Annotated in this window: 26 protein-coding genes and 1 riboswitch; of the genes, 16 read left to right on the top strand and 10 right to left on the bottom strand. The window is 64.2% G+C overall.

Features of this window, described 5'->3' with window-relative positions; translation table 11 throughout:
- On the top strand, positions 1 to 744 hold the full coding sequence (locus DJ029_RS16825) for an aspartate/glutamate racemase family protein (RefSeq protein WP_112323668.1): 744 nt from the start codon (positions 1 to 3) through the stop codon (positions 742 to 744).
- A gap of 1 nt (position 745) precedes the next feature.
- Here the strand turns inward: DJ029_RS16825 and DJ029_RS16820 are convergent, their stop codons facing one another.
- Entirely contained in the window at positions 746 to 1,207 is a 462-nt protein-coding gene (locus DJ029_RS16820) for a nucleoside deaminase (protein ID WP_112323667.1), read from the bottom strand.
- A 213-nt stretch (positions 1,208 to 1,420) separates the two neighbouring features.
- Between DJ029_RS16820 and DJ029_RS16815 the strand changes: the two genes are divergently transcribed.
- Genes DJ029_RS16815 through DJ029_RS16805 form a run of 3 tightly spaced genes read left to right on the top strand, consistent with a single transcriptional unit; the run spans position 1,421 to position 4,304 of the window.
- Positions 1,421 to 2,413: a TRAP transporter substrate-binding protein gene (locus DJ029_RS16815; protein ID WP_157966409.1), complete on the top strand. Its 993-nt coding sequence runs from the start codon at positions 1,421 to 1,423 to the stop codon at positions 2,411 to 2,413.
- Between the two features lie 52 nt (positions 2,414 to 2,465).
- Positions 2,466 to 2,987 (top strand): TRAP transporter small permease, encoded by a 522-nt coding sequence (locus DJ029_RS16810; protein WP_157966408.1) that lies wholly within the window; start codon positions 2,466 to 2,468, stop codon positions 2,985 to 2,987.
- A 12-nt stretch (positions 2,988 to 2,999) separates the two neighbouring features.
- Positions 3,000 to 4,304, top strand: a complete 1,305-nt coding sequence (locus DJ029_RS16805) for a TRAP transporter large permease (RefSeq protein WP_112323664.1) — start codon at positions 3,000 to 3,002, stop codon at positions 4,302 to 4,304.
- Positions 4,305 to 4,485: 181 nt separating this feature from the next.
- Here DJ029_RS16805 and DJ029_RS16800 read toward each other — a convergent pair whose 3' ends face one another.
- From DJ029_RS16800 to DJ029_RS16785, 4 genes are all read right to left on the bottom strand, one after another.
- Positions 4,486 to 5,970: an amidohydrolase family protein gene (locus DJ029_RS16800; protein ID WP_112323663.1), complete on the bottom strand. Its 1,485-nt coding sequence runs from the start codon at positions 5,968 to 5,970 to the stop codon at positions 4,486 to 4,488.
- Positions 5,967 to 7,283, bottom strand: coding sequence for a TRAP transporter large permease (locus DJ029_RS16795; protein WP_112323662.1), 1,317 nt, complete (start codon positions 7,281 to 7,283; stop codon positions 5,967 to 5,969). The genes DJ029_RS16800 and DJ029_RS16795 overlap by 4 nt, the downstream gene beginning before the upstream one ends.
- On the bottom strand, positions 7,280 to 7,879 hold the full coding sequence (locus DJ029_RS16790) for a TRAP transporter small permease subunit (RefSeq protein ID WP_112323661.1): 600 nt from the start codon (positions 7,877 to 7,879) through the stop codon (positions 7,280 to 7,282). The genes DJ029_RS16795 and DJ029_RS16790 overlap by 4 nt, the downstream gene beginning before the upstream one ends.
- Before the next feature lie 61 nt (positions 7,880 to 7,940).
- Positions 7,941 to 8,978: a TRAP transporter substrate-binding protein gene (locus DJ029_RS16785; RefSeq protein ID WP_112323660.1), complete on the bottom strand. Its 1,038-nt coding sequence runs from the start codon at positions 8,976 to 8,978 to the stop codon at positions 7,941 to 7,943.
- 460 nt (positions 8,979 to 9,438) lie between these two features.
- Here DJ029_RS16785 and DJ029_RS16780 point away from each other — a divergent pair, with 460 nt between their 5' ends.
- Positions 9,439 to 10,155 (top strand): GntR family transcriptional regulator, encoded by a 717-nt coding sequence (locus DJ029_RS16780; protein ID WP_232823117.1) that lies wholly within the window; start codon positions 9,439 to 9,441, stop codon positions 10,153 to 10,155.
- A gap of 7 nt (positions 10,156 to 10,162) precedes the next feature.
- Here the strand turns inward: DJ029_RS16780 and DJ029_RS16775 are convergent, their stop codons facing one another.
- Entirely contained in the window at positions 10,163 to 10,939 is a 777-nt protein-coding gene (locus DJ029_RS16775; RefSeq protein ID WP_112323659.1) for a DeoR/GlpR family DNA-binding transcription regulator, read from the bottom strand.
- 264 nt (positions 10,940 to 11,203) lie between these two features.
- Between DJ029_RS16775 and glpD the strand changes: the two genes are divergently transcribed.
- The 7 genes from glpD (at position 11,204) to DJ029_RS16740 (ending at position 18,866) form a co-directional block, all read left to right on the top strand.
- The gene (glpD, locus tag DJ029_RS16770) at positions 11,204 to 12,802 is read left to right on the top strand and encodes a glycerol-3-phosphate dehydrogenase (RefSeq protein ID WP_370445252.1); all 1,599 of its coding nucleotides are present in this window, start codon (positions 11,204 to 11,206) and stop codon (positions 12,800 to 12,802) included.
- A 13-nt stretch (positions 12,803 to 12,815) separates the two neighbouring features.
- Positions 12,816 to 13,904 (top strand): ABC transporter ATP-binding protein, encoded by a 1,089-nt coding sequence (locus DJ029_RS16765; protein ID WP_112323657.1) that lies wholly within the window; start codon positions 12,816 to 12,818, stop codon positions 13,902 to 13,904.
- A gap of 13 nt (positions 13,905 to 13,917) precedes the next feature.
- Complete coding sequence (locus DJ029_RS16760; protein ID WP_112323656.1) at positions 13,918 to 14,994, top strand: ABC transporter ATP-binding protein; 1,077 nt, start codon at positions 13,918 to 13,920, stop codon at positions 14,992 to 14,994.
- Entirely contained in the window at positions 14,994 to 15,866 is an 873-nt protein-coding gene (locus DJ029_RS16755) for a carbohydrate ABC transporter permease (RefSeq protein WP_112323655.1), read from the top strand. Before DJ029_RS16760 ends, DJ029_RS16755 begins: the two co-directional genes overlap by 1 nt.
- Complete coding sequence (locus tag DJ029_RS16750; RefSeq protein WP_198671183.1) at positions 15,866 to 16,753, top strand: carbohydrate ABC transporter permease; 888 nt, start codon at positions 15,866 to 15,868, stop codon at positions 16,751 to 16,753. Before DJ029_RS16755 ends, DJ029_RS16750 begins: the two co-directional genes overlap by 1 nt.
- A 21-nt stretch (positions 16,754 to 16,774) precedes the next feature.
- Complete coding sequence (locus tag DJ029_RS16745; protein ID WP_112323654.1) at positions 16,775 to 17,047, top strand: DUF2160 domain-containing protein; 273 nt, start codon at positions 16,775 to 16,777, stop codon at positions 17,045 to 17,047.
- A 97-nt stretch (positions 17,048 to 17,144) separates the two neighbouring features.
- A complete protein-coding gene (locus DJ029_RS16740; RefSeq protein WP_112323653.1) occupies positions 17,145 to 18,866 on the top strand; it encodes an ABC transporter substrate-binding protein in 1,722 nt (573 codons plus the stop codon).
- Positions 18,867 to 18,994: 128 nt separating this feature from the next.
- Here DJ029_RS16740 and DJ029_RS16735 read toward each other — a convergent pair whose 3' ends face one another.
- The 4 genes from DJ029_RS16735 to DJ029_RS16720 form a co-directional block, all read right to left on the bottom strand.
- On the bottom strand, positions 18,995 to 19,978 hold the full coding sequence (locus DJ029_RS16735) for an ABC transporter substrate-binding protein (protein WP_112323652.1): 984 nt from the start codon (positions 19,976 to 19,978) through the stop codon (positions 18,995 to 18,997).
- Positions 19,975 to 20,730 (bottom strand): ABC transporter ATP-binding protein, encoded by a 756-nt coding sequence (locus tag DJ029_RS16730; protein ID WP_112323651.1) that lies wholly within the window; start codon positions 20,728 to 20,730, stop codon positions 19,975 to 19,977. Before DJ029_RS16730 ends, DJ029_RS16735 begins: the two co-directional genes overlap by 4 nt.
- The gene (locus DJ029_RS16725) at positions 20,727 to 21,479 is read right to left on the bottom strand and encodes an ABC transporter permease (RefSeq protein WP_232823115.1); all 753 of its coding nucleotides are present in this window, start codon (positions 21,477 to 21,479) and stop codon (positions 20,727 to 20,729) included. Before DJ029_RS16725 ends, DJ029_RS16730 begins: the two co-directional genes overlap by 4 nt.
- A 39-nt stretch (positions 21,480 to 21,518) precedes the next feature.
- On the bottom strand, positions 21,519 to 22,127 hold the full coding sequence (locus DJ029_RS16720) for a YkoF family thiamine/hydroxymethylpyrimidine-binding protein (protein WP_112323649.1): 609 nt from the start codon (positions 22,125 to 22,127) through the stop codon (positions 21,519 to 21,521).
- Positions 22,121 to 22,233: riboswitch (TPP riboswitch) on the bottom strand. (Overlaps the previous gene by 7 nt.)
- Before the next feature lie 245 nt (positions 22,234 to 22,478).
- On the opposite strand from DJ029_RS16720, the gene DJ029_RS16715 reads away from it, so the two are divergent.
- The 4 genes from DJ029_RS16715 (at position 22,479) to DJ029_RS16700 (ending at position 25,838) form a co-directional block, all read left to right on the top strand.
- Positions 22,479 to 23,117 carry a DUF1326 domain-containing protein gene (locus tag DJ029_RS16715; protein ID WP_112323648.1) on the top strand — a complete coding sequence of 213 codons (639 nt, stop codon included), beginning with the start codon at positions 22,479 to 22,481 and terminating at the stop codon, positions 23,115 to 23,117.
- A gap of 8 nt (positions 23,118 to 23,125) precedes the next feature.
- The gene (locus tag DJ029_RS16710) at positions 23,126 to 23,983 is read left to right on the top strand and encodes a DUF2182 domain-containing protein (protein WP_112323647.1); all 858 of its coding nucleotides are present in this window, start codon (positions 23,126 to 23,128) and stop codon (positions 23,981 to 23,983) included.
- Between the two features lie 134 nt (positions 23,984 to 24,117).
- A complete protein-coding gene (locus DJ029_RS16705) occupies positions 24,118 to 25,473 on the top strand; it encodes a selenium-binding family protein (protein ID WP_112323646.1) in 1,356 nt (451 codons plus the stop codon).
- Positions 25,470 to 25,838: a 2Fe-2S iron-sulfur cluster-binding protein gene (locus DJ029_RS16700; protein ID WP_112323645.1), complete on the top strand. Its 369-nt coding sequence runs from the start codon at positions 25,470 to 25,472 to the stop codon at positions 25,836 to 25,838. Before DJ029_RS16705 ends, DJ029_RS16700 begins: the two co-directional genes overlap by 4 nt.

The following is a 25,838-nucleotide window of genomic DNA, read 5'->3' as shown; positions in this document are numbered from 1 at the left end:
ATGAAGTTGGTGCTGATCAACCCCAACACCTCGGAACATGTGACCGAGCGGATGGTGCGGCAGGCTCGGGTCACTGCGGCGGGGGGCGCCAAAATCGAGGGCGTGACTGCGGCCTTCGGTCCACGCATCATTGGTAGCCGCGCCGAGAACGGACTGGCGGTGCATGGCGCGCTGGACGCCGCCGCGCGCCGGGCGCAGGATGCGGATGCGATCATTCTTGGGGTATCGATGGACACCGGCCTGCGTGAGCTGCGCGACCTGATGCCGATCCCCGTTGTCGGTATGGCGCAAGCCGCACTAATGGCCGCTGCACACCTGGGAACTCGGATCGGGTGCCTGACCATAGGCCCGCAAATGCTCCCTCTTTATCAAGAAGTTACAGACAATTACGGATTTGGCGACCAGGCAATCTGGCGTGCGATCGAGGTTCCGGGCATTTTCGAAGATCCCCCCGCCAGCGATGTCGCCGACGTGTTGGCCGAGCGGTGCCGGGAAGCGGTGCAGGCCGATGGGGTTGACGTGATCATGCTCTGCGGTGCGGTCCTTACCGGCTATCTGCCGCTGGTGGCGCCGCGGGTGCCTGTTCCGGTGATTGACTGCATCGACGCCGCAACGCGAATGGCGATGATGTTGGTCGCGATGACAGGGGATCTGCCCAGGAATGGGGCGCCCGCCGCGGGAGGCCGGCAATCCGTCGGGCTGGACCCGGCGCTAGCGCAATTGCTGGCAGCCGGATCTACCTGATCTATGCCGGATCCTGCCCCCAGGCGCGTCGCAGCTCAACGCATTCCTTTCGCATGACATCGCCAGTGATCTGGAACTGATAGCCCATCATATCGCAAAAACGTTCAAGACTGTAGTGGCCAAGGTCGCTTCGGCCCAGATCGGCATGGCGCGCGCCCAGCACGATCCCTGTAATCCCATGCAGGTAAAGCGCATGAGCGCACATGGGGCAGGGCTCCATCGTGCAGTAGATCGTTGCCCCGGTGACATCGTTTTCGGCGGCGCGGGCGCGGCGCAAGGCATCCTTCTCGGCATGGGCCGTCGGGTCGTTGGCGGAGCATTGCCGCCCGCGGCCTTCGGCAATCAACGTTCCGCCACGGCAGATCACTGCGCCGACCGGCCAGTCGCCTTCCTGCCACGCGCGTCGGGCAAGCGTCAGCGCGGTTGCCATGTAGCGCGGATCCACGGTTTCGGATTGGGTCACTTTTTGTACTCCCTCTGCCTGACGGGCGCGTCCAGAACAGGTTCACGCTTGACACAGCGATTCTGTCCGGTCAAGATGGTTAACAATATGGCGACAAGTAAGTTAACCATAATTTACCGACTTGACGACCCAATAACAAAGATCGAACGCAGGGCGCCTCTCTCTCCCTGCTCAAGCGTCCGGCATGACAAAACTGACCCAGGAGGAAGATCCATGTTCAATTCCCTGAAAACCGCCGCACTCGCACTGGGCGTGGCCGCTGCCGGTCTGGCGTTGCCAGGTCAGGGCCACGCCGCTGACTGGAAGATGGCCACAGGCTATCCCGACAGCAGCTACCTGACAGAAACCGTGAAGGGCTTTATCGCGGATATCTCCGCCAGCACGGACGGAGGCATCTCCGTCACGCTGCACAACAACCAGTCGCTGGTGAAGTTGCAGGACATTCCGAACGCGGTGCGCCGGAACCAGGTTGCGCTGGGTCAGGTTTATACAGCCAACCTCGGCAACCAGAACGCGATGTTCACCCTGGATGCGATTCCCTTCCTTGCCCCGGATTCGGAATCTGCGATGAAACTCTGGGAAGCGCAGAAACCCTATTTCGAGGAGTGGTTCGCCCGGCAGAACATGCGGGTCCTGTTCCCCGCCTTCTTCCCGCCGCAGGGGTTCTACACAGATGCGCAGGTCGCCACGAAAGCTGACCTGGAAGGGCTGAGCCTGCGGATCTACAGCGACTCGACCCAACGCATGGCGCAACTGCTGGGCGCCAAACCGCTGCAGGTGCAGTTCGGCGAAGTGCCGCAAGCCTTCGCCACGGGTCTTGTAAACGCGATGTTCACCTCGCCGCAGACGGGTATCGACGTGCAGGCCTGGGACTTTACCTCCAACTACAACATGGTCGGCGCCATGCGCACCAAACTGATCGTGGTCGTCAACGAGGACGAATTCCAGAAACTGAGCGACGCCGAGAAGCAGGCTGTGCTGGAAGCCGCCGAGCGGGCCAGGATTGCCGGAATGGAACTCGGCAACAAGGTCAGCGAGGAGCAACTCGCCACCCTGGAAGAAAAAGGCATCACGGTGACCCATGCCTCTGATGCGTTCACGACCGAACTGGAGGAAATCGGCAAGGTCATGGTCGGCGAATGGCGCGAGAAGGCCGACGAAAAGCAGCGCGAGGTGCTTGACGCCTACCTCGCATCGCGGAATTGAAACAGGGCCCGCCGGATTTCCGGCGGGCCTTTTCCTGCGGAAGGAAGAGACCATGCGTAAGCTGCTACACATGATAATCGGATTTTTCGGAGCCGTTTCCGGGTTGTTGCTTCTGGCGATGGTCGCGGTGATGTTCCTGTCGATCCTCCTGCGCCAGTTCGGCATGCTTTTGCCCGGGACCGAGGATATAGCGACCTTCTCCATGGTCGGGCTCGCCTTTCTGGGCATACCATATGTCTACATCTCGGGGATGCACATCCGGGTCGAGACCATCTACACCCGGCTGAGCGAACCGTTGCAGCGACGGGTCAACGTCTTCTGCGTCTGCATCGGCATCGCCGTCTGTGCCGTGCTGCTCTATTTCACCGCCTTGCTTGCCTATGACTCCTGGCGCTTTGGCGATACCAGTTTCGGTCTGTTGCCGATCCCCCTTTGGATCCCTCAACTGCCGATCCCGCTGGGCATCACGCTGCTGCTGCTGGCCTTCCTGGACGACCTGTTCGCGCTGCTGGGCGGCGGTGAGGCGTCCTTTCAGCGCGATCCGGAAACCGACGAAGCGGCGCACGCCGAGTAAGGAGCACTCACTATGGGTACCGATATCATCATAATCGGCCTGCTGGTCGTCCTTCTGCTTCTGCTTGCCAGTGGCTTCTGGGTCGGGCTGACGCTCGGCGCGGTCGGCCTGGCGGGGCTGTTCCTTCTGGGGGGCGAAAGCGCGGCCTCGTTGACCGGCACGGCGCTGTGGAGTTCCATCAACAGTTGGCCGCTGACCGCGATGCCGCTGTTCCTCTTCATGGGGGAGATACTGTTCCGCGCAAGGCTGGCGGACGACATGTTCCAGGGTCTGACGCCCTGGATGAACCGGATTCCCGGCCGGTTGCTGCATGCGAACATCGTGGGCTGCGGCATTCTTGCGGCCATCGTCGGCTCGTCCGGGGTCTGTGCGGCAACGGTGGGCCGGATGTCCCTGCCGGAATTACGCCGCCAGGGCTATGACGAGACCCTGATGATCGGCACGTTGAGCGGCTCGGGCACGTTGGGTCTGCTGATCCCGCCGTCGATCATGATGATTGTCTACGGCGTCGCCGGGCAGGTTTCCATCGCACGTCTCTTCATAGCCGGTCTGATCCCGGGCTTGATCATCATGGCCCTGTTCATGGCGTACGTGATGTTCTGGGCGCTGCGCCACCCTGAGAAGGTTCCAGCGGCCCCGGAAAACCTGAAGTTCCTCGAGAAGATCCGTCGCTCAAGCCGGCTAATCCCGACGATCCTGCTGATCATCGCCGTGATCGGGTCGATCTATGGCGGCTATGCCACCCCTACCGAGGCCGCGGTGCTTGGCGTCGTCGGCTCGCTGCTGCTGGCGGCGATCAACGGCACCCTTGACCGGGGGACCTTTGTCAACAGCGTGATCGGCGGCGTGCGCACCACGGTGCTTATCATGATGATCCTTGCCGGGGCTTCGGTACTTTCGGCGTTGATGGATTACTCTGGCCTGCCACACAAGCTTGCGGCGGCGGTCACCGCGATGGAGCTGTCGACCGGCATGTTGCTGTTCGGTCTGGCGATCCTCTACTTGATCCTTGGCTGTTTTCTTGACGGGGTGTCGATGATCGTCGCCACGACGGCTGTGGTGCTGCCGATGATCTCGGCTGCGGGGGTCGACCTGGTCTGGTTCGGCATCTACCTGATCGTGCTGATCGAACTGGCCCAGTTGACGCCGCCGATCGGGTTCAACCTGTACATCCTGCAGGCGATGACCGGGAAGGACCTGATGTTCGTGGCGCGCGCCTCGCTGCCGTTCTTCATGTTGCTGCTTTTGACGCTGCTGATCCTGTCCATCTGGCCAAACGCGGTGCTCTTCCTGCCGGAAATGCTGGTGGCGCGCTGAGGTGAGCCGTGGCTGACTTCTGATCCGCGTAGGCCGGGTCATCACCGGGATCGATGATATCCTTATCGATCCCGGTTTCTGTGAGGGGGGAAAGTGCTGCGACGGGAGTATCGCCGTCCGGGATGCGGAGGCGTTCTCATAGCAAAGGCGCTGCCACCAAGCGCTGCCTCAGTTGGGCCTGCTACTGCCCGCGAGTGTCGGCGTAGTGCGCCCTGAGGGCCGTCTGTAATTGCACCAACGCCTCGGCGGGGGCGGCGTCTGCCCGGGCGGTTATGCCGGCCATCGCGGTATCCTGCCATTCCGCCAGGCGTTGCCGGTCGCCGGGGCGGGCCAGGTAGCGGATGGTCCCCGCCACCATCGTCAGGGCGCAGTCCGCGCCCGTGCCGCGGGCCAGCAGGATTTCGGCCAGACGATCTGCCGCCATGCCTTGCCCCGCGCCGAAGCCGTCGGTGCGGAAGGCCGTGATGTCGGCGGGTGCGCCGGGGGCGATCCCCCCGTGATCCTCGGGCAGGAAGAGTGCGCGCGCCCCGCCTGTCGTGGCCATGCCCATAAGGGCCGCGGCTTCGCGCGCCGGTGCCTCTTCCCCGCCGGAGCGGCCGAGCAGCGCGGCGAGGCGCAGCTCGCGCAGGTAATCCTCGTCATCGCTCAGCGCGCAGTTGTCCGTTCCGACCGCCAGGGGAACCCCGGCGGCGCGGAGCGTGGCAACAGGGGGCGGCCCGTTGAAGAGGCGCATGTTGGAGCCGGGGTTCAGCACCACCGTCAGCTCTTCCTCGGCGGCGATGGCCATGTCCTGCCCGCTCATGTTCACCCCGTGGGCGCAACTGGTGCGGGCATCGAAAACCCCGAGGGTTCGCAGGCGGGCAAGCGTGCCTTCAGGATAAAGTGTCCGGGCCGCGGCCGCTTGGGCGGGTGACTCCAGCAAGTGGAAATGGACCCCGGCATTGCGGCCTGCCGCGTCCCTGGCAAGGTTGCGCCACAGGTCGTCGCTGAGCCATTGCGGCCCCGCTGGCCCCCAGGCGATGGTGATGCAGGGGTCCTCGGCGTACTCGGCTTGCAGGCGGTCCATCAGCGCAACGCTTGAGTTCCAGTCCGCCATGTAGGGGGGTGGGGCAGGGCGCGTGACCAGGGCGCGCGCGGGGTCCGGCAGGCGTGCGACAAAGTCCGCCGGGTCGCTGTCGGGGTAAACCAGCCCGCCGCGATCCTGCAGCCCGATGCAGACCGTCGCGCGCAGCCCCGCGTCGCGATAGGCGCTGATCTCGGCGCGCAGTTCCGCCTCGTAATCGCCTGAACCGTAGGTGTAATTCGCGTGCAGCGTCGCGGTGACGCCGTTGGCCAGCATCGCCTCTGCCGCAAGGCGGGTGACTGCGTAGATATCGGGCGGACCATGGCGGCGGCGGCCTGCGATCCAGGGCTCCAGCGCGCTGTCGGGATAGCCCATGAGCAACTGGCTGATCCCCCGGCCATGCTGATGCGCGTTGACGAGGCCGGGGATCAGCACCGCCGCGCCGAGGTCGATGCCCTCGCCCCCGTCGGGGGGCGGTATCTCTGCCGCCGGTCCCACCGCGGCGATGCGCCCCCCGTCGACCAGGATGGCGCCGTCGCGCAGCGGGCGCGCGCCGGCATGGGGCAACACCCATGCCGCGCGCAGTAGCATTGCGCTGCTCATCGCGGTGGCCGGTCGAACATCTGCTCGGGCAGCCAAAGCGCGATACCGGGGAACAGGATCAGCAGGATCACCATCGCCAGCATGATCGCCACGAAGGGCAGGGCGCCGATCATCACGTCCAGGATCGACCCGGAACTCCGCACGCCCTGAACGATGTACAGGTTCATGCCCAGCGGCGGCGTGATCAGCGCGACCTCCATCATCACCACCAGGAAGACGCCGAACCAGACCGGGTCTATCCCGAAGCTGACGACCACCGGCACCACGATGGGAATGGTGGCGATCATCATCGACAGTGTTTCGAGGAAGCAGCCGAGCACCAGGTAGAACAGCACGAGGATCAGCATCAGTTGCAACTGGTCGACGCCGTACTCGGTGATCGTCCGCGCCAGCACCTGCGGGATGCCGAGGATGCCGATGATGAAGTTCAGGTACTTCGCCGCGATGATGATGAGCAGGATCATCGCCGTCAGCTTCACGGTGGACAGGAGCGCCTCGTGCAGCATTGCGATGGAAAAGCGCCGCTTGGCCATCGTGACCGCCATCGCCCCGATCACGCCGAGCGCGGCCGATTCCGACGGCGTCGCCCAGCCAAGGTAAATCGAGCCCATGACCAGCAGGAAGATCAGCATCGGCGGCACGATATCGAGCAGGTTCTTCAGCTTCACCGACAGGGGCGAGATGGGGATCGGCTCACCCGCGATGGAGGGCTTCAGCACGGCCACGACGAAGATATAAGCCATGAACATGCCCGCCAGCAGCAGCCCCGGGATGATCCCCGCCACGAACAACTGCCCGATGGAGGTGTTGGACATGGAGCCGTAGATGATCATGTTGATCGACGGCGGAATCAGGATGCCGATGGTCGCCCCGGCGGCGATGGAGCCGAGGGTGATCCGCTCGTCATAGCCGCGTTCCTTCATGATCGGCGCCGCGACCGTGCCCATGGTCGCCGCCGTCGCGACGGAGGAGCCGCTGACCGCCGCGAACAGGGTGCAGGACGCGATATTCGAGTGCAGCAGGCCGCCAGGCAGCCGCCGCAGCCAGTCCGAAAGCGAGCGGTACATCCCGTCCGTCACGCCCGAGCGCACCAGAAGCTCGCCCAGCAGGATGAACAGAGGGATCGCCGTCAGCACGAAGTCGTTCAGCGAACCCCAGGCCTGTCCGCCGAAAACCATCAGCGTCGGCATTCCCAGGTAGATGGTCGCCCCGAGCACGCCGATCAGGAACAGCGATACGGCCACGGGCAGGCCCGAGAACATAAGCACGAGCATCGTCAAGAAGCCGCCTATAGCGCCAGCAACGCCGATCATTCCGTTTCCTTCCCGACGCCGCGCGATGCAACGCTCTGCTTTTCCTCAAGGATTTCTTCTTCCAGGGATTTCGCCCCGTACCAGTGGTGCAGCTTTTCGCTGCCTGTCACGCACAGCCAGAAGGCGTGAAGTGCGGCCAGCACGGCATAAAGCGCGAACAGGCACAGCCCGGCCACCCAGACGGCCTGGGGTTTCCACAGCGGTGTCTGGCTGGGCGTGCCCGAGAGCGATTTGAACTCGACGCTTTCCATCATCACCGACCAGCCGCGCCAGGCCAGGAACACGGCCATCGCCGCGATTGCCACCATAGCGAGCACGTCGAAGAAACCCGCGATCCGGCGCGGCAGCAACTCGAGCACCAGTTCGATCCGCGTGTGGCCGCGCAGCAGCAGCGTGTAGGCAAAGCCGAACGCCGCCGCGCCTGCCAGGGCATAGCCGCCGAATTCATCCGCACCCTGCAGCGAGATCCCGACAGTACGCCGCAAGACCACCTCAAGGCTGACGAAAATCGCGACGCCCAGGATCGCATACCCCCCGAGGAGGGCCGCGAAGCGCACCACCGGGCCAGCGATGCGCTCTAGTGGATTGTCATCCATCGTGACAATTCTCCAATTCGTGTCCCGCGCCGCCGGTCGTGACGGCGCGGGAAGGTTGCGATCAGCGGATCGTCAGGCCGCGCGCGGCGCCGACGGTCTCGTTCCAGGTCTGGGTGCAGGTCGGATCGACCGCGTTGCAGGTGTCGCGCCAGATCGGCAGGACCACCGTTTCCGCCACGTTCGCGATGGCGGCCCGGTCTTCGTCGCTGATCTCGACAAGGGTCATGGAGAAGGGCTTGTGGCTGGTGCATGCGTCCGAGCCGGTGCTGCAGGCCACGGCATCGCCGTTCGCGCTGAGCGCGAGGTCCCAAAGCTGCGCCTCAAGCTCGGCGAAGCTTGCCTCAAGGGCCGCCTGCTCCTCGGCGGAGAAGCGGTTCCAGGCGTCCAGGTTGATCAGGTGTCCCTGCACGGAGCCCGATACCGCCAGCGGCAGCAGGTGCGTCGTGACCTCCGGCCAGTTGCCGGTATTGGCCGAGGTGGGCGAGGTCACGCCGCAGGACACCACGCCGCGCTGCAATGCCGGGTAAACCTCGGAGAATTGTAGCGTCACCGGGGTCGCGCCGAAATGCTCGATCATCGCCGACATGGACGGGGTGAACGATCGGATGCGCAGGCCCGCAAGGTCATCCAGCGAGGCGATTTCCGCGTTGCAGAAGAACACCTGCGGGCCGAACGGCCAAAGCGTCAGGACCTTGGCGTTGAAGCGCTCCTGCAGCCGGGCGTCGAAGGCTTCGCGGTAGGCGGCCACGGATTCGCGCAGCGCATCCATGTCCGTCGAGACGCCGATCAGGTCGAGCCCCTCGAAGAAGGGATCGTCGCGCGAGGCCATGCCGATCTGCACCGACATCACGTCGAACGTCCCCGAGCGCAGCATGCGGAACGCGTCGGGCGCCTGCACGCCCACCACGTCCATCGGGTTGTAGTTCACGGCCAGTTCGACGCCGGACTGCGTGCCAAGCGTGTCGAAGAACGCGCTCTCGATGCTGACGTGTTTCTGGTTCTGGGAAAAGTTGCCGGCCACGCGAAGCGGCGTCTGGGCAAAAGTAGCGGAAGCGGCGAGGAGCGCGGCAGCCCCCGCCAGAAGTGCAGTTTTCAACATAACAGCCATCCTAATTTTGCATTCATTATTTGAGAATGCGCCAAGATTAACAATCTGGGAACCCTGTTCCTGCGTGGGTGCCGGTTTTTTTGCAGTCTGTCTGCAGTCTGTCTGCATTCTGGAGGCGATGCCCCCGGATATAGGGTAGCGGTACTCAGAATCAGCGCTATATGGTTATTTGAACGGCAAGAATTGAGTGAATTGCCGGTATTTCGGGCGGTCCGTCGCTGTTGGTTCTCGTGTGCCATGCCGCGAGAAGGGGCTTTCTGAACCGGGGAATCTGGTCCATGTGGCGCTACGTCATCCAAGTGAGTCGAATCAAAATGAACGCAAAATCGATGATTTCGAGGACTCGTCCTTTTGACGTTTCCGTTGTCCGGCAAGGGGGCTCTCGCCACCGTTCGGAACCGCTTTTCCGCGTCGACGGCGACCGGGTATCCGCTGAACAGGCGGACGAGTCATGATGGAGCAACAGGCAAGCGGCCCTGCCGATGGACAGGTCGAAAGCCTGCACGCGCGCCTTGTGGCAGGCATTCGCGACATCATCGTGCGTGGGGAACTGGCGGATGGTGCGAAGGTGCCCGAGACGGCCCTGTGTCAGCGCTTCGCCGTCTCGCGCACGCCCCTGCGGGAGGCGTTGAAAGCCCTGGCGAACGAGGGGCTGGTGACCCTTCTGCCGAACCGTGGGGCGGTGGTCGCGCCGCTTGAGCCGCCCGTCCTTGCAGAGGTGTTCGAGGCGAAGGAAGCGTTGGAGCGGTTCATCGGCCTTGCTGCCGCCGAGCGGGCCGACGACGCCGACCTGACCGCGCTGGAGGCGATACACGCGGATCTTTGCACCGCCGCCAACGCGCAGGATACCGTGGCCTATACCGATCTGAACGCGGCGTTTCACAATCGCATCGCCGCGGCCGCCCGCAACGGGCAGGTGCAGCAGATCTACGCGTCGCTCCAGTCGCAGGTGTGCCGCGCGCGGCATGCGATCAACCACAATCCAGAGCGTATCGCCGCCTCTCTGGCCGAGCATGAGGGCATCATGGCGGCGCTGCGCGTCCGGGCACGCTTCGACCTCGCCGACAGGCTCTCACAGCACAACGCCGCCACGGCGCGGGCGATCCTGGGCCAGTTCGGCGCCGACTACACCAACGATATCGGGCAGGGCACGACCCGCCTGCCGTAGGGCGACCCTACGGCCGGGGCGGCTGTTTGACGACCACGACCTTGACGCCCCACTCGCGGCAGCGCGCGGCGAGCGGGGGGGCGAAGGGTCGGTCGGTGAACACGGTGTCGACCTCGGACAATGAGCTGATCCGCAGCGGGGCCGAGCGGTTGAACTTCGAATGGTCCACCACGAGGAAGACCTTGCGGGACTGCTTGATGATCGTCTGGCTGACGTTCACCTCCTGCACGTCGAAATCCAGCATGTCGCCATCTTCATCCAGCGCGGAGCAGCCGATGACCGCGGTGTTGAACTTGAACTGGCTGACCGCCTCGATTGTCAGTTTCCCTACCAGGCCGCCATCCGCGCGACGCAACTGGCCGCCCGCCACCACGATCGTGCAATCCGGGTTGTCCACCAGGATCCGCGGTACGTTGATGTTGTTGGTCACGACCAGCATGTTGCGATGCTGCAAAAGCTCGTGGGCGACCGCCTCGGTGCTGGTGCCGATGTTCAGGAACAGCGATGTGTCCTCGGGGATCTCCTCGGCGCAGGCCCTTGCGATCAACTGTTTCGCATCGGCGTTCAGGGCGCGGCGTTCCTCGTAACCGATGTTCGACACGGCGGAGGTCAGGACCGCCCCGCCGTGGACGCGTTCGAGCTTTCCGCTCTCGGCCAGGTCGCTGAGATCGCGGCGGATGGTCTGACGTGTCACGCCGAAGTGGGCGGCCAGCCCCTCTACCGTCACCTTGCCGTCGCGGCGCGCGATATCCAGGATTTCGGGGTGCCGAAAGGCCTGTGGCATGGTTTTCACTTTCTTTTCTCTTGGCCGGGTTCGCGGCTCAGCGCTGCGAGTCCGGCATCGTTTCCGTCGAATCCGCGATTTTCCATCGCCGGGATTTGCCCTCGGCCGAAGATATCCTGCCGGGGGCGCGGTATGAAATAGATAATTTTCTTTAATAGTAATTACTTACCGATAATCGCGCAAAAACGAATGAAGAAACTTGCGATAATTTTCGTATTGCGTCATCTTTTCTGTGCACATGTTCGGATTGATGGGGGGAATCAGCTGGTGCAAGCCGAGGTCGCAAGGACGGTCGATCTGTTCATTATCGGTGGCGGCATCAACGGGTGCGGCATCGCCCGGGATGCGGCCGGGCGTGGTTTGTCCGTCGTCCTGGCCGAGATGTACGACCTTGCCTCGGCGACGTCGTCGTCTTCGACCAAGCTGTTTCACGGCGGGTTGCGCTACCTTGAGTATTTCGAGTTCCGGCTTGTCCGCGAGGCCCTGATCGAACGGGAGGTTCTGCTGAAATCCATGCCGCATATCAGTTGGCCCATGCGCTTCGTGCTGCCCTATCACCCCGATATGCGTTTCGATGCCGAAACGCCGACATCGCGGTTGCTGGGCGCGGTGATGCCCTGGATGAAGGGCCGCCGCCCCGCATGGCTGATCCGGCTTGGCCTGTTCATGTACGACAACCTTGGCGGGCGAAAGATCCTGCCCGGCACGAAGACGGTCTCGCTGGCTGGCACGGCACTGGGCGCGCCCTTGCAGAAGCGCTTCGAGAAAGCCTTCGAATACTCCGATTGCTGGGTCGAGGATGCGCGCCTCGTCGTGCTGAATGCCCGCGATGCCGAGGCGCGCGGCGCCAGGGTCATGACCCGGACCGAGGTGCTGTCGGCGACGCGTGACGGGGATCTCTGGCGGATCGAGACGCGGGATGCGGACACCGGCGAGGCGGCGAGCTTCCAGGCGCGGATGCTGGTCAACGCGGGCGGGCCTTGGGCGGGGGACATCCTGCAGCACAAGGTGCGCACCAACACGAGCGAAGGGGTCCGGCTAGTCCGCGGCTCGCATATCGTGACGCGCCGGCTCTACGATCACGACAAGTGCTACTTCTTCCAGGGACGGGATGGCCGGATCATATTCGCCATTCCCTATGAGACCGACTTCACCCTGATCGGGACCACCGACGCCGAGCATGACGACCCGGCGAACAAGCCGTACTGTACGCCCGAAGAGCGGCGCTACCTGCTCGACTTCGCCAATCAGTATTTCGAGACGGCGATTGCCGAAGATGATATCGTGTGGACCTATTCCGGGGTGCGCCCACTTTACGACGACGGGGCCAGCAGCGCGACCGCCGCGACGCGGGACTACACGCTGAAGGTGGATGACGCGGGCGGCGCGCCGATCCTGAACGTCTTCGGTGGCAAGATCACGACCTATCGCCGCCTCGCGGAAAGTGCGTTGGAGAAGATCGGCGCCTACCTGCCCTTGCAGAAGGGCCCATGGACGGCCGATGCGCCGCTACCGGGGGGCGATTTCCCGGTCGACGGGTTCGAGGCGTTGGTTGCCGACCTGAAGGCGCGTTTCGGCTTCTTGACCGATGTCTGGGCGCGCCGCCTCGCGCGGGCCTATGGTACCGAGGCCGGGGCGGTCCTGGGCGACGCAGCGGCTGAGGCGGACCTGGGCCGCGCGTTCGGCGCGACACTTACCGAAAGAGAGGTCGTCTGGCTGATGGACAAGGAATTCGCCCGCACGGCCGAAGATGTCGTCTGGCGCCGCAACAAGCTGGGCCTGCGGCTGGGCGAGGACGAAGTCAGCGAACTGAACAAGTGGATGGCCACGCGAGGCAAATCCACCGCCGCCGCGGCGGAATGAGGAGGACACCCCGATGACGCTGGAATTCAAGGGCGTATCGAAATCGATCGAAGGGCAGGTGCATATCTACCCGACCGACCTGACGTTGGAAAACGGCACGATGAACGTCCTGCTCGGGCCGACCCAGTCGGGCAAGACGTCCCTGATGCGGCTGATGGCCGGGCTGGATGCGCCCAACACGGGCCGCATCTTTTGGGAAGGCAACGACGTGACCGGCATGCGTGTGCAGGACCGGAAGGTAGCCATGGTCTACCAGCAGTTCATCAACTACCCGTCGATGAGCGTTTATGACAACATCGCCTCGCCGATGCGCCTTCTTGGGGCGGACGGCAAGGAAGTCGATCGCCGGGTGCGCGAAAGCGCTGAAATGATGAAGCTGACCCCGTTTCTGGACCGCAAGCCGCTGGAACTGTCCGGCGGCCAACAGCAGCGCTGCGCCCTGGCGCGCGCGTTGGTCAAGAATGCCGGGCTCGTGCTTCTGGATGAGCCGCTGGCCAACCTCGACTACAAGCTGCGCGAGGAAATGCGGGTCGAGATCCCGAAGATCTTCGAGGCGTCCGGCTCCATCTTCGTCTACGCCACCACCGAGCCGGAGGAGGCGCTTCTGCTCGGCGGGTACACAGCCACGCTCTGGGAAGGCAAGATCACGCAGTTCGGGCTGACGCCGCAGGTGTACCGCCAGCCGGTGGATGCGACCACGGCGCGCGTCTTCTCGGACCCTCCGATGAACTTCCTCGAGGTGAGGAAGCAGGGGGACAGGCTGCTGTTCGGCGATGGGCTGAGCACCGCGGCCTCGGGCCAGATCGCCGCGCTTTCGGATGGGCGCTACACCGCCGGGTTCCGCCCGAACCACCTGGAAATCAGCCAGCACTCGGCGGATGCCATCCGGTTCACGACCACCCTGTCGGTGACCGAGCTGACCGGCTCGGAAACCTTCGTCCATCTCGACCACCTCGGCGAGCGGTGGGTGGGGTTGATCCACGGGGTGCACGACTTGCAACGCGATGCCCGGCTCGATGTCTGGCTGGACCCGCGCCACGTATACATTTTCGGCGAAGACGGCAGGCTCGTCGCGCCCGCGGCCTACGCGCTGGCAGCCTGAGGAGGAGGGACACATGGCTAAGATCACGCTCGACAACCTCGCGCATTCCTACCTTCCCAACCCGAAGTCCGAGGATGACTTCGCGCTGAAGGAAATGAACCACGACTGGCAGGACGGCGCGGCCTATGCGCTGCTCGGCTCGTCGGGCTGCGGCAAGTCCACCTTGCTCAACATCATCTCGGGGCTGTTGCGTCCGTCGCAGGGACGCATCCTGTTCGACGGTCGCGACGTGACCGATGCGCCGACCGCGGAACGCAACATCGCGCAGGTGTTCCAGTTTCCGGTCGTCTACGACACGATGACCGTGCGCGACAACCTGGCCTTCCCGCTGCGCAACCGTGGCCGGGACGAGTCCTACGTGGCCGAAAGGGTGCAGGAAATCGGCCGGATGATCGGCATGGAACATATGCTCGATCGCAAGGCGCGCGGGCTGACGGCGGATGCGAAGCAGAAGATCTCGCTCGGGCGGGGGATGGTGCGCAAGGACGTGAACGCGCTGCTGTTCGACGAACCGCTGACCGTGATCGACCCGCACATGAAGTGGGAGTTGAGGACCCAGCTCAAGAAGCTGCACGCCGACTTCGGGCATACGATGATCTACGTGACCCACGACCAGACGGAGGCGCTGACCTTCGCCGACAAGGTGGTGGTCATGTACGACGGCCGCGTCGTGCAGATCGGCACGCCCGACGAGCTGTTCGAGGTGCCCGAGCATACCTTCGTGGGCTACTTTATCGGCTCTCCGGGGATGAACGTCATTCCCGCCCGGGTCGAAGGCACCACCGCCAGTATCGAGGGGACCGAACTGAAGCTGTCGCGCGGCTATGACGCGCTGAGCGGCAAGGTGGAAATCGGCATACGGCCCGAATTCCTGCACCTGTCGCAGTCCGAAGGGATGCCGGTCACGGTGCGCCGGGTCGAGGATGTCGGTCGCCACAAGATCATCCGCGCCGAGTTGTTCGGGCATGACATCAACATCATCGCCGATGAAGACGAGCACATCAGCGCCGACATGAACCGCGTCACCTTCGATGCGGCGCAGCTGAATGTCTACGTCAACGACTGGCGCGTCGCAGGGGAGGCCGCGTGATGAACAAGACCGTCAATCAAAAGGCATGGTTCCTGGTTCTGCCGGTGCTGGTCCTGGTCGCGTTCTCGGCGGTGATCCCGCTGATGACGGTGGTCAACTACTCTGTTCAGGACACCTTCGGGAACAACGAGTTCTTCTGGGCGGGCCTGGAATGGTTCAAGGAAATGCTCGAATCCGATCGCATGTGGAACGCGCTCGGACGCCAGGCGGTGTTCTCTGCCGTGATCCTTGCGATCGAGATCCCGCTTGGCATATTCGTCGCGCTCAACATGCCGAAAAGCGGCTTCTGGGCGTCGGTATGCCTTGTCCTGATGTCGCTGCCGCTGCTGATCCCCTGGAACGTGGTCGGCACGATCTGGCAGATCTTCGGCCGGGTCGACATCGGCCTGCTGGGCTACACGCTCGACGGCATGGGGATTTCCTACAACTACACGCAGGACCCGCTTGCGGCCTGGCTGACCATCGTCGTGATGGACGTCTGGCACTGGACGTCGCTGGTGGCGCTGCTGGCCTATGCGGGGCTGAAGTCGATCCCCGACGCCTATTACCAGGCCGCGAAGATCGACCAGGCGAGCCGCTGGAAGGTGTTCCGCTACATCGAGCTGCCCAAGATGATGGGCGTCCTGATGATCGCGATCCTGCTGCGGTTCATGGACAGTTTCATGATCTATACCGAGCCTTTCGTCGTCACCGGCGGCGGCCCCGGCAACGCCACGACGATGCTGTCGATCGACCTCGTGAAAATGGCCCTCGGGCAGTTCGACCTGGGCCCGGCAGCGGCGTTCTCGATCATGTACTTCCTCGTGATCCTGCTCATCAGCTGGGTGTTCTACACCGTGATGACCAACCTCGACAAAAGGGATGGTGCATGATGTCCGACACGACCCTGACCGACACCGTGGCAGAAACGGGTTCCGACAAGTTCACCATCGTGCGCAGCGCGAGCCGGAAGCGCATGCGGCCCTCGGGCTCGGCGGTGGTGATGACGCTCTACCTCTTGTTCATGTTGCTGCCGATCTACTGGCTGCTGAACATGAGCCTGAAGACCAACACCGAGATCCTGAACACCTTCACCCTGTGGCCGCGCGACCTGACCTTTGCCAACTACGCCACCATCTTCAGCGACCCGGCCTGGTACATGGGCTACGTGAACTCGCTGATCTACGTGGTGATGAACACGGTGATCTCGCTGACGGTGGCGCTGCCGGCGGCCTATGCCTTCAGCCGGTATCACTTCATGGGCGACAAGCACCTGTTCTTCTGGCTGCTGACCAACCGCATGGCGCCACCGGCGGTTTTCGCGCTGCCGTTCTTCCAGCTCTATTCCTCTGTCGGCCTGTTCGACACCCACATCGCCGTGGCGCTGGCGCACTGCCTGTTCAACGTGCCGCTCGCGGTCTGGATCCTGGAGGGGTTCATGCGCGGCGTGCCGAAGGAGATAGACGAGACGGCCTATATCGACGGCTACAGCTTCGGGAAGTTCTTCGTGAAGATCTTCATGCCGCTCATCGCCAGCGGAATCGGTGTGGCCGCGTTCTTCTGCTTCATGTTCTCATGGGTCGAATTGCTGCTGTCGCGGACGCTGACCACGGTCGACGCCAAGCCGATCGCGGCGATCATGACCCGGACACAAGGTGCCGCGGGGATCGACTGGGGCGTGCTGGCGGCGGCTGGCGTGCTGACGATCGTGCCCGGCGCGCTCGTGATCTACTTCGTGCGCAACTACATCGCCAAGGGCTTTGCCCTCGGGCGCGTGTAACTCGGAAAGAGGAGAGTACCGATGGACTGGATGGCATGGACATGGCCGACGGCGATCTTCTTCGGGGTTATCGCCTGCACGCTGATCGTTTTCACGGTCCTGGCGATCAGGTTCCCGGAAACGCCGCGCACCGGCATTCTGAGAATCGAGACGACGCGCGGCGATCGTCTTTTCATTACCCTTCTCGGCTCGGCCTTCATCAACCTGGCCTGGCTTGGATTGGTCGGCGCGAACCAACCCTTCGCGCTGATCGTATGCCTTCTTTACGCCGCAGCGGTGTTCCGCTGGGTGTGAGGAGAGGCAGAAAAACGATGGCGCCCAGATAAGACATAGCAGAGCCGAGGGCGCCTTCGTGACTACCAATGAAAGTTCAAATTAATGGGAGGATCCTATGAACTTTTCTTTAAGATCAACAACAGCCTTGGCACTTGCCCTTGGCCTGCTGACCGGACCGGCCATGGCCGGGATGGAGGAGGCCATCGAGTTCCTGGATAGCGAGATCGGCGATCTTTCATCGCTGACCCGCGCTGAGCAGGAAGCGGAGCTGCAGTGGTTCATCGATGCCGCCGCGCCGTTCACCGAACTCGAAATCAAGGTCGTTTCCGAAACCATCGATACGCACAGCTACGAAAGCCAGGTTCTTGCCCCGGCCTTCACCGCGATCACCGGCATCCAGGTGACGCATGACCTGATCGGCGAAGGCGACGTCGTTGAAAAGCTGCAGACCCAGATGCAGTCGGGCGAGAACATCTATGACGCCTACATTAACGACAGCGACCTGATCGGCACGCACTGGCGCTACCAGCAGGTGCGCAACCTGACCGACTGGATGGCGGGCGAGGGCGCGGATGTCACCAATCCGGGCCTCGACATCGATGACTTCATCGGCACCCAGTTCACCACGGCGCCCGACGGCAAGCTTTACCAGCTGCCCGACCAGCAGTTCGCCAACCTCTACTGGTTCCGCTACGACTGGTTCAACGACGAGCAGAACAAAGCCGATTTCAAGGAGGCCTATGGCTACGATCTCGGGGTGCCGGTCAACTGGTCGGCCTACGAGGATATCGCGGAGTTCTTCACCGGCCGCGACCTGAGCCGCCTTGGCGTCGAGGGCGAAGTCTTCGGCAACATGGACTACGGCAAGAAGGACCCGTCCCTCGGCTGGCGTTACACCGATGCGTGGATGTCGATGGCCGGCATGGGCGACGTGGGTGAGCCGAACGGCCTGCCGGTCGACGAGTGGGGCGTCCGCGTGAACGAGAACTCGCAGCCCGTGGGCTCCTGCGTTGCACGGGGCGGCGCGACCAATGCGCCTGCGGCCGTCTATGCCGTGACCAAGGCGATAGAGTGGCTTGAGAAGTACACGCCCCCCGCAGCGGCCGGCATGACCTTCTCGGAGGCCGGCGCGATCCCGGCGCAGGGCAATATCGCCCAGCAGATGTTCTGGTACACCGCGTTCACCGCCGCGTCGGTCCTTCCTGACCTGCCGGTGATGAACGAGGACGGCACGCCGAAATGGCGGATGGCGCCCTCGCCCCACGGTGTCTACTGGAAAGAAGGCCAGAAGGTCGGCTACCAGGACGTGGGCTCCTGGACGCTGATGAAATCCACCCCGGTGGACCGGGCCAAGGCGGCTTGGCTTTATGCCCAGTTCGTCACCTCCAAGACCGTGGACGTCAAGAAGGCCCATGAGGGTCTGACCTTCATCCGCGAATCCACGATCCAGCACGAAAGCTTCACCGAGCGTTCCAACAAGCTGGGCGGCCTGGTCGAGTTCTACCGCTCGCCGGCGCGGGTGGCATGGTCGCCGACCGGAACCAACATTCCGGATTACCCGAAGCTGGCTCAGCTCTGGTGGCAGAATATCGGTGACGCCATGTCCGGCGCCAAGACCGTGCAGGAAGCGCTGGACAGCCTCTGCGCCGACCAGGAGCGTGTGCTCGAACGGCTGGAACGTGCGGGCATCCAGGGCGATATCGGCCCGGTCATGAACGAGGAGCAGGACCCGTCCTACTGGCTCGAGCAGCCCGGCGCGCCCTATCCCAAGCTGGAGAACGAGGACGAAGAGCCCGAGACGATCGCTTATGATGAGCTGATCAAGTCCTGGCAGTAACTGTCTTCCCGGCCGGGGCCCTTCGGGGCCCCGGCCAACCACATGTCCCGCCCGCTCGCCGGTTCCCGGCGTGACGCGGCGGCGGGGGCTTCAGCCAAAGCGCCGCCTGGCGCGAGGCAGGAACAACCTCAGCGCAGCAGGTACTGGTTCGTGAACCATCCCGAGACATCGGGCTTGTTCGCCAGCGGGTGACCATCCTCACCGCGCAGGACCTTCGCCGTGAACAGGAACTCGGTGATATCCCCGATCATATCGGCATCGATCAGCCCGACGGGCTCGCCTGGATCCTGGAAATACCCCCCTTCGATCAGCGCATCCATAGACGCGCGGACCAGCTTGGGATTGGACAGCATTCCGGCGGTTTCCGCGATCAGGATATCCGCCGCTGCCTGCGGGTTTTCCACCGCGAAGCGATAGCCGCGCTGGGCCGCCTGGACGAAGCTGGCCGCAAGCTCGGGGTTCGCGTCGAGCCAGGACCCGTTGGCCCCGAGGAAGGTCGTGTGCTGGTCGGGCACGCCGTAATCGGCATAGCGGAAGGCGCGTTGCGGACGCTCCAACAGGACCGAGTTCACGCCTTCCCAGGTGCTCACCTCCAGCGTGAAGTCGACGCTGCCGTTGGCCAGCGCCTCGTAAGCCGACGTGCCGAGCGTGACCGTCTCGAAGCTGCCCTCGCCGCCATCGTTGCGGATGATGGATGAGATCAGGGCGTTTTCCCACGCGCTGCCGAACCCGGCGTAGGTCATCCCGTCCAGGTCGGCCGGGCGCTGGATATCCGTGCGCTCGCCGTTGAAGACAAGCCGCCCGGTTTCATGCTGCACGACAGCCATGACCGCGGTCATGTCTGCCCCCGCGGCCCGCTGCGAGTGGAAGCCGATGGCGCTGAGGATGCCGAACTCCGCAACGCCGGAAGCCACCAGCGTGCCGGAGGAGGTGTCAGTGTAGGGCAGGATCTCCACCGTCAGCCCGGCTTCTTCGAACCAGCCCTTCGCCTGGGCGACATAAAGGCCGACGTGATTGGTGTTGGGCGTCCAGTCGAGCGCGACGCTCAGGCTGTCCTCTGCCATCGCGGGCAGCGCGGCGCAGAGGAAGGCGACGGTTGTCAGGTGTTTCACGGTGAATCTCCGGTTTGGGTGAGAAGAATATCGAGAAGCTCGGCTTCCAGCGCATGGGCCTTGGCCGTTGCCGGGCGCCCCAGGCGGGGGCGCGCCATGGGAACGGCGCGTTCCGCGATCACCCGCGCTGGGCGGCGTGACAGCACGTAGATGCGATCCGACAGGGCCACCGCCTCGCGGATGTCATGGGTGACCAGCAGCGTCGACCAGCGCCCCTCGCGCCAGCGTTCCTCGAACCAGCGCTGCATCCGGGTGCGGGTCAGCGCATCGAGCGCGCCGAAGGGCTCATCCAGCAGCAGCATCGAGCGGTTCTGCGCCACGGTGCGCAGCAGCGCGGCCCGCTGGCGCATGCCCCCTGACAGTTGTGCGGGGTAGTGCCCCTCGAAACCGCTCAGCCCGAAAGCCTCCAGCAGGGGAAGAACGCGGGCGCGCGCCTCCCGTCGGGGGACGCCCTGGACCTCCAGCCCGAGGGTCGCGTTGTCGATGATCCGCCGCCAGGGCATCAGCGCATCGCGCTGCGGCATGAAGGCAAAGCCGTGATCCCTGGGGTCGAGCGGCGCGCCGCCGCAGGTGATGACGCCCTGATCGGGGCGAAGCGCGCCCGTCAGAAGTCGCAGGATCGTCGACTTCCCCGCACCGGACGGGCCGAGGATCGACACGAACTCCCCCGCGCCGACGTGCAGCGCGATATCGTCGAGCACGCGCGTACCTTCCAGCGCCAGGCTGACGCCCTTCATGCTCAGCATGCTCATCGCTGGTCCCCGAAATCGCGCCAGCGCAGGGCCACGCGTTGCAGTAGCGCGGTCAGCGCGAAAAGTACCAGCGTCAGGGCCGAACTGATGACGACCGCGGCCAGCATCAGGTCGGGCCGGAAGCTGTTCTTGGCGTTCAGGATCACGATGCCGAGGCCCGCGCGCGCGCCCACGTATTCGGCGAAGATCGCTGCCACCACCGCATAGGTGATGGAAATCCGCAGCCCGGCAAAGAAGTACGGCATCGCCGAAGGCAGCCGGGCAGAGCGGAACACCACCCCGCGCGAGGCGCCCATGGAAAAGAGCAGGGCCTCGATTTCCGGGTCGGTCGACTCGTAGCCGTCAACCAGCGAAACCAGCATCGGAAAGAAGGTGACAAGCGCGACCAGCAGGACCTTGGGCGCCAGGTCGAAGCCGAACCACAGCACGACAAGCGGCGCGATCGCGACCAGCGGCAGCGTCTGGCTGACCACGAATATCGGAAAGAGGGCGCGGCGCAGGCGGGGGCGGAAGTCGAGCAGGACGGAAAAGACGAAGGCCACGGTGACGGACAGGGCGAAGCCCGCCAAAGTCGCCTTGATCGTCGGCAGCGTGTTGTCCCACAAAAGGCTGCGGTTCAACACCATCTGCTCGACGACCCGCGACGGGGCGGGCAGCACCAGCGGGGAAATTCCCGACAGGCGGACATAGATTTCCCACAGGGCAAAGGCGCAGGCCACGCTCAGGACGGCAGGAATGCCGCGGGCCACGCCTCCGCCCTTGTGGCGGGGGACAGGGCGCTGCATGGGTCAGCGCGTGCTGGGGCTGTTGGCGGACACCGTCAGGTCGATGGTCACATGGCCCTCGGGGGGGCCGAAGCGGCAGAACCCCTGTTGCAGCGTGGCGAAGACCGGGCCCGCATCGCCTGTCAGGCGCGTACAGAAGTTCTTGGAGCGATCGAACGTGCCGCTGGATTTCAGGAAGTCGATGCAGCCCATGATCTCGGCCATGTGGTCGCCCGCGCCCATCACGTAAAGCGAGAATTGCGCCGCCGCCTGCTGGCCCGTCTCGGGGGCGTCGGCGATGGCGCTTCTGGCAGCGGCCTGGCGTTCGGCCAAAGGCTCGGCCGGATTGGCGAGCGCGCCCGTCTGGCAGATCGGATCGTCCGGCTCCCCCGGGCAGCCGCGCGACAGGGTGGCGCGCAGCACCACGTGGTGCCCGGTTCCGGCGGCTGCCGCGTAAAGGTCGCGCAGCGCCGGGAACAGGACTTCGGGCGGCCCGACGATCAGGGTCGAGATGTCGTCCGTCTCGATCCGCAGGCGGTCGCGCCAGGGATCGAGGGCGGAAAGGGACGACAGGATGACGTCAACGAAGTCATCGCTCATCGGGTATAGGGAAACTTGTGCGCCTGCGAACATCGCTGTCCTCCTTGCTACGCTGGCATTATCCAGATCAGCTTCGAGGGTCCGGGGGCTTGCGCCCACATCTCAGCCGCGGCTCTACGCGGCACCCCTGTGGTGGCCCTTGTTGAACAGAACCGGAATCGGAATGCAAGGCGGTTTCGCGGGAAAAGTTCTGCCGATCGGCCGCGGGCAAGGCCCCGCCGGGGTGAGGCATCCCGCCACCAGCGCCTTGAGTCGCCCTTCCCATCCAACGTAAAGTTTTCACCCCAACGCACTGAAAAGGTAAAGCTTCGTCGTCTGTTCGGGGCCGATGCACGGATGCGGCATTTATGATATGATAAGAGTCCTGATGATGGGGGAAAAGACATGACAAACTGGGAGCTACATGGTCTTGAATTAGCGAACTGCAACTGCGCGACTGGCTGTCCTTGCCAGTTCGTTTCGATGCCGACGAATGGCAACTGCGAGGCGGTGGCCGGCTTCGAATTCAGCTCGGGGCACTACGGCGACGTGGATCTTTCCGGCACACGAGCGGCAATGGTCGTCGCCTGGCCCGGCGCCATTCACGAAGGCAACGGGCGGATGCAGATCATCATCGACGAAAGCGCGACACCCGAACAGCGTGACGCGCTTCAGAAAATCTTCACCGGCGAGGACACGGACGAGATGGCGACCTTCTGGTGGGTCTTCTCGAAGATGTGCCCGACCAAGCTGGAGACGCTCTACAAGCCGATCTCCTTCACGATCGACATGGAAAAGCGCACCGGCAAGATGTCGGTCCCCGGCGTTTTCGAGTCCGAGGCGGGGCCGTTGCTGAACCCGGTCACCGGCGCGCCGCACCGGGCGCGGATCAACCTGCCGCATGGATTCGAGTACCGCATGGCCGAGGTCGCGAAAGGCAGTACGCGCACCAGCGGCGAGATCGATCTGAAGCACAACATGGACTCGCACGTGCATATGGTCGAACTCCATATGGCGAACTCGGGCGTCCTTGAGGCCGCCTGAGGCCCGACATGGAAACCGGGCCGCCGATCGCGGGGCCAACGACCGGGCCGACCAAAGGGCCGACCCTTGGGCTGGCGGAGCGCCTGCTCAGGCGTGACCGCCAGGTCCTGATCGCGCTGATCCTGCTGCTGATCGGCCTGTCCGCCGTCTATACGCTGTTCGGTGTCGGCATGCGGATGTCGGCCCTGAACATGACCTTCGGGACAGGAACCGCCGGGATGGGCGGCATGGTCGCGCCCGCCGCATGGGGGGCGGGCTACACGTTGCTCGTCTTCGCGATGTGGTGGGTGATGATGACAGCGATGATGCTGCCGAGCGTCGCCCCGACGGTGCTGCTCAACGCGGCGCTTCTGCGCCAGGGCTCCGCGCCGGGACAGGTGCGCGTGATCTCGTTGGTCTTCCTCGTGGGGTACCTGCTGGCCTGGGGCGGCGTCAGCGCGGTGGCGACGCTGGTGCAATGGGCGCTGGAGTCCGCGCAGCTCGTCTCTCCGATGACGATGAGCCTGGTGGAAACGACCCCCGGGGCGCTGTTGCTGATCGCCGCCGGTGCGTTCCAGTTCACCCCGCTCAAGACGGCCTGCCTCAGCCATTGCCGCTCGCCGGTGGAATTCCTGACAACGCGCCGCCGCAAGGGGGGGGCGGGGGCGCTGGCGATGGGGCTGGAACATGGCCTCTATTGCCTTGGCTGCTGCTGGTCCCTGATGGCCCTGCTTTTCGTCGGCGGCATCATGAACCTCTACTGGATCGTTGGGCTGGCCGTCTTCGTCGCGGTGGAAAAGCTGACGCGGGCAGGCGACAGGCTTGGCCGGCTCGCGGGCGCGGCGCTGATCGGGGCAGGGGTCTACCTGCTGGTCATTGGCGCCTGATCCGGCGCCTGAGTGGTGTCGGTTATGGCGGATGGAGTGTCCCTGACGGCATCCGCGCGATGCGGGAATGCCTGATACTGTGCTAGTCTGATCCCGCGGCGCGGGAAAGCCGATAGAACCAGGGGGGGCGGAACATGGGTGAGGCATGCTGCGGACCGGGCTACCCCAGCCCGGCAGAGGCGATCAAGGCCCCGCGTGAGAAGCTGCTCTACACAATCGCGATCTACACCGGCACGGGGATCCAGAAACCCGACTACCTGGCGACGGTGGATGCCGATCCCGACAGCCCCACCTATTCCCAGGTGATCCACCGCCTTGAAATGCCCGGCATCGGGGACGAGTTGCATCACATGGGCTGGAACGCCTGCTCGTCCTGCCACGACGACAGCTCGATGGCGCGCAAGTACCTGCTGGTCCCCGGCGTGCGCTCGAACAACATCCACGTCATCGATACCGCCACCGACCCGCGCGCGCCGCGCCTGCACAAAATCATCGACGGGGCCGAGATCCGGGCGAAAACCGATCTGTCGGGCCCGCACACGGTGCATTGCCTCGGCTCCGAGATCATCATTTCGTTCCTCGGCGACGCCAGGGGCGAGGCGCCCGGTGGCTACCTGCACCTCGACAAGGACTTCGAGATCGTGGGCCGCTGGGAAGCCTCGATGGGGGACATCCCTTTCGGCTACGACTTCTGGTACCAGCCGCGCCACAACGTGATGATCAGCTCTGAATGGGCTGCCCCCAACACCTTCATGCCGGGGTTCGACCTTGAGGAGGTGGGGTATCTGAAATACGGACGCCGCCTGCATGTCTGGGATTTCGAGAAGCGCGTGCCGATCGAAACCATGTACCTCGGCGAGGACGGGCTGATCCCGCTGGAGGTGAAGTTCCTGCACGACCCCGACAGCACCCACGGCTTTTGCGGGGCCGCGCTGTCGACCAACGTGATCCATTTCTGGAAGTCCGACGACGGCAAGTGGGCGTGGGAGAAGATCATCGATGTCGACAACGAGCCGCACCCCGAATGGCCGATCCCGGTGCCCGGCGTCATGTCGGCGATCCTCGTCTCGATGGACGACCGCTACCTTTATATCAACAACTGGCTGCACGGCGACATGCGCCAGTACGACATCACCGACCCGCACAATCCCAAGCTGACAGGTCAGGTCTGGATGGGCGGGCTGTTGGGCCGCGCGCCCGAAGTCAACGGCGTCAAGGTCGCGGGCGGGCCGCAGATGTTCCAGCTCAGCCTTGACGGCAAGCGGCTCTATGTCACCACCTCGCTGTTCTCGACCTGGGACAACCAGTTCTACCCCGAGATCCGCACGCAGGGCGGGGTGATGGTGCAAATCGATTGCGACGTGGACAACGGCGGCATGTCGATCAACCCCGATTTCATCGTCGACTTCGGCAAGGAACCGAACGGCCCGTCGCGCTGCCACGAAACCCGCTACCCGGGCGGCGACTGCACCAGCGATATCTGGCTGTGAGCGGGACGCGGACCATAACCATCGCGAACCGGGGCGGCGCGGCCTACAGCGTTGCCGAGCGCCGGCCCCTGCTCGATACGTTGCGCGAACAGGGCGTCGATCTGCCCTATGGCTGCAGATACGGCGGCTGCATCACCTGCGCCGCCAGGCTGACGGCGGGCACCATCGACCAGCGGCGGCAGGTGGCGCTGAACAACCGCCAGCTCGCGAATGGCTACGTCCTGCTCTGCGTGGCAAGGCCCGTCACCGACTGCGTGCTCGAAATCGGTGTCGAAAGCCATGGCCTGCTTTACCGCAACCCGTTCCTCGACCCGCTCGCGCCGCATGAGCTGAAACCCGCCATCGCCCGACCGAAGGAGCCCTGA

The sequence above is a fragment of the Oceanibium sediminis genome (assembly GCF_003265325.1).
GTDB classification, from domain to species: Bacteria; Pseudomonadota; Alphaproteobacteria; order Rhodobacterales; family Rhodobacteraceae; genus Halovulum; species Halovulum sediminis.
This window is presented reverse-complemented; position numbering and strand designations above follow the sequence as displayed.